Annotated in this window: 8 protein-coding genes; all 8 read left to right on the forward strand. The window is 65.1% G+C overall.

The window, feature by feature from the left end:
* The first annotated feature begins 1 nt into the window (after position 1).
* The 8 genes from AO064_RS11610 to gspD are packed head-to-tail and all read left to right on the forward strand — an operon-like array spanning position 2 to position 6,482.
* Positions 2 to 433, forward strand: a complete 432-nt coding sequence (locus AO064_RS11610) for a type II secretion system protein (RefSeq protein WP_015884869.1) — start codon at positions 2 to 4, stop codon at positions 431 to 433.
* On the forward strand, positions 430 to 792 hold the full coding sequence (locus tag AO064_RS11615; RefSeq protein ID WP_015884868.1) for a prepilin-type N-terminal cleavage/methylation domain-containing protein: 363 nt from the start codon (positions 430 to 432) through the stop codon (positions 790 to 792). Before AO064_RS11610 ends, AO064_RS11615 begins: the two co-directional genes overlap by 4 nt.
* Positions 789 to 1,418, forward strand: a complete 630-nt coding sequence (locus tag AO064_RS11620) for a prepilin-type N-terminal cleavage/methylation domain-containing protein (protein ID WP_064053362.1) — start codon at positions 789 to 791, stop codon at positions 1,416 to 1,418. Before AO064_RS11615 ends, AO064_RS11620 begins: the two co-directional genes overlap by 4 nt.
* Entirely contained in the window at positions 1,415 to 2,140 is a 726-nt protein-coding gene (locus AO064_RS11625) for a hypothetical protein (protein ID WP_064053363.1), read from the forward strand. The genes AO064_RS11620 and AO064_RS11625 overlap by 4 nt, the downstream gene beginning before the upstream one ends.
* Positions 2,137 to 3,156: a type II secretion system protein GspL gene (locus tag AO064_RS11630; protein ID WP_015884865.1), complete on the forward strand. Its 1,020-nt coding sequence runs from the start codon at positions 2,137 to 2,139 to the stop codon at positions 3,154 to 3,156. Before AO064_RS11625 ends, AO064_RS11630 begins: the two co-directional genes overlap by 4 nt.
* A complete protein-coding gene (gspM, locus tag AO064_RS11635; RefSeq protein WP_046035370.1) occupies positions 3,131 to 3,742 on the forward strand; it encodes a type II secretion system protein GspM in 612 nt (203 codons plus the stop codon). Before AO064_RS11630 ends, gspM begins: the two co-directional genes overlap by 26 nt.
* The gene (locus AO064_RS11640) at positions 3,739 to 4,263 is read left to right on the forward strand and encodes a hypothetical protein (RefSeq protein ID WP_064053364.1); all 525 of its coding nucleotides are present in this window, start codon (positions 3,739 to 3,741) and stop codon (positions 4,261 to 4,263) included. The genes gspM and AO064_RS11640 overlap by 4 nt, the downstream gene beginning before the upstream one ends.
* Entirely contained in the window at positions 4,260 to 6,482 is a 2,223-nt protein-coding gene (gene gspD / locus AO064_RS11645) for a type II secretion system secretin GspD (protein ID WP_064053365.1), read from the forward strand. The genes AO064_RS11640 and gspD overlap by 4 nt, the downstream gene beginning before the upstream one ends.
* Positions 6,483 to 6,607: the final 125 nt, after the last annotated feature.

The following is a 6,607-nucleotide window of genomic DNA, read 5'->3' on the forward strand; positions in this document are numbered from 1 at the left end:
CATGCCCAACCTCCAACGCGGCTTTACCCTGCTGGAAATGCTGGTGGTGATCGTCTTGATCAGCATCGCGGCCGGGTTGGTGGGGTTTGGCCTGCAACAAGGCCTGCGTGCCGCGAAAGAGCGCCAGGCTGTCGGGCAGATAGTCGAGGCGCTGCGCAGCACGCGCGCGCGGGCGATTGTCAGCGGCACCGCCCAAAGCACCGTGTTCGACTTGCGTCAGCAAAGCTTCCAGGCTCCGGGCCGCCCGTTGAAACACTGGCCGGCCGACCTGCACGTGACCCTGCACACCGCAGAACAGGCCGGCTCGGCGGTGGCGTTCTACGCCGATGGCAGCTCCACCGGTGGCAACCTGCTGCTGGCAAATGGCAGCCGGCGTTGGCGCATCGACATCGGCTGGCTCACCGGCAGTGTGCAGTCCAAGGCGCTGCCATGAAGCATCAAGGCGGTTTCACCCTGCTGGAAATGCTCGCGGCGCTGGTGCTTATGGCGATCTGCAGCAGCGTGTTGCTGGTCGCCTTCGGCCAGAGCGCGCGCTCGTTGTTGCAAGTCGCCCATAGCGACCGGCTCACCCATGCCGCCGTCAGCGTGATGGACCAGGAAGGCGCGGGGCCCTTGGCCAACGGCGTGCGCCAGGGCGAACTGGACGGCATCGACTGGCAGCTGCGCATCGCCCAGCAGCCCACCCGTATCGGTCAGCCGCAGCTGTTTCGTCTTGATCTCAGCGTCAGCGAAGGCCCGCGCCAGGCGCACTTCAGCACGTTGAAACTGCGCGCTGCCGGGGCTGGTTTGTGAAGCGGCATCAGCAGGGCTTCACCTTGCTCGAGGTGATGATCGTGCTGAGCCTGCTCGGCGTGCTGCTGACCTTGGTCGGTGGCGCGTTGCTGGGGGCCAATCGGGCGGTGCTCAAGGCCCAGCGCTATACGGTCAGCCTGGATGAAATGCGCGCCGCGCAGCAGTTTTTGCGCACCGCCATCAGCGAGGCGCTGCCGCTGGATGTGACCGAGGACGACAGCCAGGTCGACGGTTTTTTCGCCGGCAGCCCGCAGCGCATGCAGTTTGTCGCGACCTTGCCCGGCGTGCTCGGTGGCGGGATTCAGCGCTTTACGCTGCAATTGGTGGGGCCGGAATCGCAGCGTGAACTGCAAGTCGCGTTCGCACGGTTTGAGTCCCAGGCGCAAGTGAGCGTGCCGGCGTCGCGCAGTGAGCCGCAGGTGTTGTTGAAAGACGTTGAGGATGTGCAATTCAGCTATCGCGGCCTGTCGCCCAAAGGCCAACTCACCGGCTGGATCAGCGAATGGCCGTGGACCAAGCGCCTGCCTTATGCGGTGCGGATCGACGCGCGAGTGAATGGGCCGGTGCCCTGGGTGACCCAGGTGGTTGCCCTGCGCCTGAACTTGTCGGGCGGGGCGCCCGAATGATCAAGCATCAACGTGGTGTTGCCCTGTTGCTGGTGCTGTGGGTGCTGGCTTTGCTCAGCCTGTTGCTGGGCGGTCTGGCCGGTTGGGTGCAACTGGAAACGCGCCAGGCCGCCTGGCACCGCCAGCACACCCAGGCGGTGTTGGCTGCCGAGGCGGGCGTGGCGCTGGCGATGCAAGGTCTGCTCGACCCCTTGCAGCGCAAGCAATGGATAGCCGACGGGCGTGAAATTTCGCGGGTATTTGATGACGCGCAACTGCACGTCAGCCTGCGCAGCGAGCGCGGCAAGTTGTATTTGAACAGCGCCGAGGTTGGCGATTTCGCCCGCCTGGCCTTGGCCTGCGGTGCGACTCAACGCCAGGCCAACCAGCTCGCCAAAGCCCTGGAAGTGCGCCGTAACCAGGGCCTGGCGCCGTTTCGGGTGGTGGAAGAAGTGCGGCAACTGCCGGGCATGACCCAGGCGCTGTACAGCGAATTGGTGCCCGAGATCAGCCTGTGGAGCGGCCTGGACCGACCCGATCCGGCCTTCGCCAGTGCGTTGATGCGCCGCGCGCTGAACCTGCCGCACCAGAGCGCGGTGGGGGCCGATGCCGGCGAAGTGCTGGTGGTCAGCAGCCGCGCGCAACGTCCCGGCGGTTACCACGCCCAGGTGCAAGCCACCGTGTTATTGAGCCCCGCGCAAGGCAGCGCACAACCTTATCGAGTCCTACGTTGGCAAGAATGAATAAGTACCTGGAGCCTGTCATGCAACGCTGGCGCGGCAGCCTGCTGCAACTGGGCTGGCGCCTGTGGCTCAAGGAGTTGCGCGGCTGCCTGCCGGCCTGGCTGTCGTTCGCCGATATCCCCGAGCATGTCTATGCCTGGCCGCTGACGGTGCCGGTCGAACAGCACCCCGGCGAAGCGCGCCACGTGCTGGTGCTACCGCCTGAAACGGTGCTGGTGCAAACCCTGCAATTGCCCCCGGCAGCGGCGCGTAACCTGTCGACGGTCGTCGGCTATGAACTGGACCGCTTCACGCCGTTCGACGCTGCCCAACTGTACTTTGTCGCGCGTCAGGAACGCCGTACGCCGACGCACTTGCACGTCACGCTGGTGGCGATCCTGCGTGAGCGCCTCGACCAGATCCTCAATGACTGCGCCGCCCTTGGCTTGCAGCCCCATGCCGTGGATGTGGCGGATGCGACGGGCGCGCCAATGGGCATCGACTTGCTGCCGGCACCGTTGCGCCCCCGCCAGCGCCCCCAGGGCAAGGGCCTGCAACGCAGCTTGCCATGGCTGTGCGGCGCCTTGCTGATTGCCGCGATGCTGCTGTGGCTCAATGACCGCCAGCGCGTGCTCGATGCCATGCAGCAGAGCGTGCGCGAACAGAAAGCCCAGGTCGCCGAGGTCCAGGCCCTGCGCCAGCAACTGCTCAATACCCGTGGCGCCGCCCAGTACCTGATCCGCCGCAAGGCCGCGCAACCGCCGTTGGCGGCGCTGCTCAACGAGCTGACTGCCTGCCTGCCGTCCGACACCTGGCTCGACCAATTGGAAGTCAACGACGGCGCCGACGTGTCCTTCTCCGGGCAAAGCGCCAAGGCCAGCGCGCTGATCACCCGGATCAAGGGCTGCCACAGCCTGGAAAATGCCCAGTTCGAAGGGGTGATCCAACCCGATGCGCAAACCGGCAAGGATCAGTTTTCCTTGCGCGCCCACCTGCACCAGGAGGCCGCCGATGCGCCGACCACTGACACCCCGTGAACGCCGTGGCGCGGCGTTGATCGTCCTGGCCCTGGTGCTTGGCGCCGGTTACTGGCTGTTGATCGACAGTTGGTTCGCCGGCCCCTTGCGCAGCATGGGCGAGCAGGCCGAACAGTTACGTGAACAGCAGCAACGCTACGCCGGCCTGTTGCGCCAAGGCGATAGCCTGCGCCAACAGCTGGAGCAGGCGCGGCAGGACCCGGCCAGCAGCACCAGCTTGTTGCCCGGCGATGACCCCAGCGCCGTGGCGGCCGACCTGATGCAACGCATCGCCGACCTGATCAACAGCCGCGCCAGCCTCGGCGGCGGTTGCAGCCTGACGCAGCGCATGCCCATCACCCCGGAGCAGGACGATGCCGAGCCCTATCGCCAAGTCAAAGTCAGCCTGACCCTCAATTGCGCCATCGAACCCCTGACCGCGATCCTGCATGAACTGGAGTACCAGCGGCCGTTTCTGTTTGTCGATGAGATGAGCATCCGCCGCCCGCCGAACGCACCGGCCAGCGGTGGTGCCGGGCAACTGGTGGTGCACCTGTTGGTGCGCGGCTACCTGCAACCGGCCACGGCCCGGCAGGTGCAGCGATGATCAATGCATTGCGTCCCCTGGAATGGCTGTTGCTCGGTGTGGCCGGGCTGTTGGGCCTGCTGATGGTCGGCATCCTCAGCAGCATCGGCGATGCGCCGCAATGGCTGCCGGCGCCCGAACCCGATGCGCGTGCCACTGCGGCCGCCAAGGTACTGGTGGCGCCGAACGCGACCCTGGAAAGCCTGGCCGGCACCTGGCAAGCGCCGCTGTTCAGTCCCGACCGCAGCCCCGACCGCGCGGTGGGCCAGGCGGCCGTTTCCAGCCTGTCGAGCCTGACGCTGACCGGCATCGTGCTGGATGGCGACCTGCGCGTGGCCCTGCTCAAACGCGCCGACGGCCCGCCGCTCAAAGTCCGCCAAGGCCAGACCCTGCCCAATGGCTGGCGCCTGGAACACCTCACACCCCGCGATGCCCGCTTTGCGCTGGACGGCCGCACACAAACCCTGAGCCTGCGCGCCTTGCGTTTGCCGCCGCCGTCCACCACACCCCCGATTACCCTTCCTCACGAGTCCACCCCTTGATCGATACATTCCCTGGCGCCTTGCGCACCACCGTGTTGTGCCTCGCTACCGCCGTTTCCCTCGGTGGCTGCGGGACATTCCCTGAGCATCTCGACCCGGACGAGGCCCTGTTGCATGAGGCGATGCAGGGCACCGGTTCGCAACGTCCGCCCGTGGACCCGGCCAGCGAACAGGCGCCGGTCGACAGCGGCCAACCCCAGGCCAAGACGCCGCCGCAACGCCAATTGATTCGCGGCAACCAACAGTTCGTGCGCGCGCCATCCGCGGCGCCGGCGGGGAAGGAGGAGGGCGCTGGCGACATCGTGTTCAACTTCGCCGACCAGCCGATCGAAGCTGTGATCAACAGCGTGATGGGCGACCTGCTGCACGAGAACTACACCATCGCCCAGGGCGTGAAGGGCAATGTGAGCTTTTCCACCTCTAAACCGGTGAACAAGCAGCAGGCCCTGTCGATTCTGGAGACCCTGTTGTCGTGGACCGACAACTCGATGATCAAGCAGGGCAACCGTTATGTCATCCTGCCGGCCAACCAGGCGGTGGCGGGCAAGCTGGTGCCGGAGATGCGCGTGTCGCAGCCCTCCAGCGGTTTGTCGGCGCGCCTGTTTCCGCTGCGCTATATCTCGGCCACCGAGATGCAGAAGCTGCTCAAGCCGTTCGCCCGCGAGAACGCCTTCCTGCTGGTGGACCCGGCGCGTAATCTGCTGAGCCTGGCCGGCACCCCCGAGGAACTGGCCAACTACCAGGACACCATCGACACCTTCGATGTGGACTGGCTCAAAGGCATGTCGGTGGGTGTGTTCGGCCTGCAACGCGCCTCGGTGGCCGAGTTGATGCCCGAGCTGCAAAAAATGTTCGGTCCCGACAGCGGCATGCCCCTGGCGGGCATGGTGCGTTTTTTGCCGATCGAGCGGACCAACTCGGTGGTGGCGATCTCGTCGCAGCCGCAGTACCTCAGCGAAGTCGGTGACTGGATCCACACCATCGACGAAGGCGGCGGCAACGAGCCGCAGATGTACGTCTACGACGTGCGCAACATGAAAGCCACCGACCTGGCCAAGTACCTGCGGCAGATCTACGGCACGGGCGCAATCAAGGACGACACCCCGGCCAAAGTCGCCCCCGGCCTGCGCACCGCGACCTTGTCTTCGCCCGGCACCAACAGCACCTCCGGCAGCACGCCGGGTGGCCTGAGTAACAACCTCAACAACAACCAGCCTGCCGCTGAAGATGAGGAGCAAGCGCCCGACGCCGAGCAGGACGACGCCGAACAGGGCGCCACCGAAGACGCCCCCGCCAAAAGCCTCGACGCCGGCACGCGTATCACCGCGCAGAAAAGCAGTAACCAGCTGCTGGTACGCACCCGTCCGGTGCAGTGGAAAGAGATCGAATCGGCGATCAAACGCCTCGACAACCCGCCGCTGCAAGTGCAGATCGAGACGCGCATCCTCGAGGTCAAACTCACCGGCGAACTGGACCTTGGGGTGCAGTGGTACTTGGGTCGCCTGGCCGGCAATTCCACCAGCACCACCGTGGGCAACACCGCCGGCAGCCAAGGCGCGTTGGGCGGTGGCGGGGCGGGGTTGGGGGCGGCGGATTCGTTGTTCTATTCGTTCGTCAGTTCCAACCTGCAAGTGGCCTTGCACGCCCTCGAAACCAACGGCCGCACCCAAGTGCTGTCGGCGCCGTCGCTGGTGGTGATGAACAACCAACCGGCGCAGATTCAGGTGGGGGACAACATTCCCATCAGCCAGACCACGGTGAATACCGGCACCTCCGACACCACCTTGAGCAGCGTCGAGTATGTGCAGACTGGGGTGATCCTCGATGTGGTGCCGCGGATCAATCCGGGTGGCCTGGTGTACATGGATATTCAGCAGCAGGTCAGTGACGCGCAGGACCAGGCGTCTTCAAGTAATGACACGCAGAATAACCCGCGCATCTCCACGCGTTCGGTGTCGACCCAAGTGGCGGTGCAAAGCGGGCAGACGGTGCTGCTGGGGGGGTTGATCAAGCAGGACAACGCCGAGAGTGTCAGTGCGGTGCCTTACCTTGGGAGGATCCCGGGGTTGCGGTGGTTGTTTGGGAATACCAGTAAGTCCAAGGATCGGACGGAGTTGATTGTGTTGATTACGCCTAGGGTGATTACCAGCAGCAGCCAGGCGCGGCAGGTGACGGATGATTATCGGCAGCAGATGCAGTTGTTGAAGCCGGGGGGGTAAAAGGTTGTGTGCAGATCCGTTATTTGGGTAATGGCGGCTATGGGTTCCGCTCTTACAGCGGGTCACTTTTGGAAGAGCGCCAAAAGTAACCAAAAACGCTTCGCCCCAACACTCGGCACCTCGCT

It is taken from the genome of Pseudomonas marginalis (assembly GCF_001645105.1).
Taxonomy (GTDB): Bacteria; Pseudomonadota; Gammaproteobacteria; order Pseudomonadales; family Pseudomonadaceae; genus Aquipseudomonas; species Aquipseudomonas petroselini.

Excerpts from the sequence above, each read along its gene's own strand:
- AO064_RS11610 (WP_015884869.1), top strand. The coding sequence starts at position 2 with ATGCCCAACCTCCAACGCGGCTTTACCCTGCTGGAAATGCTGGTGGTG.
- AO064_RS11615 (WP_015884868.1), top strand. The coding sequence starts at position 430 with ATGAAGCATCAAGGCGGTTTCACCCTGCTGGAAATGCTCGCGGCGCTG.
- AO064_RS11625 (WP_064053363.1), top strand. The coding sequence starts at position 1,415 with ATGATCAAGCATCAACGTGGTGTTGCCCTGTTGCTGGTGCTGTGGGTG.
- AO064_RS11630 (WP_015884865.1), top strand. The coding sequence starts at position 2,137 with ATGAATAAGTACCTGGAGCCTGTCATGCAACGCTGGCGCGGCAGCCTG.
- gspM (WP_046035370.1), top strand. The coding sequence starts at position 3,131 with ATGCGCCGACCACTGACACCCCGTGAACGCCGTGGCGCGGCGTTGATC.
- AO064_RS11640 (WP_064053364.1), top strand. The coding sequence starts at position 3,739 with ATGATCAATGCATTGCGTCCCCTGGAATGGCTGTTGCTCGGTGTGGCC.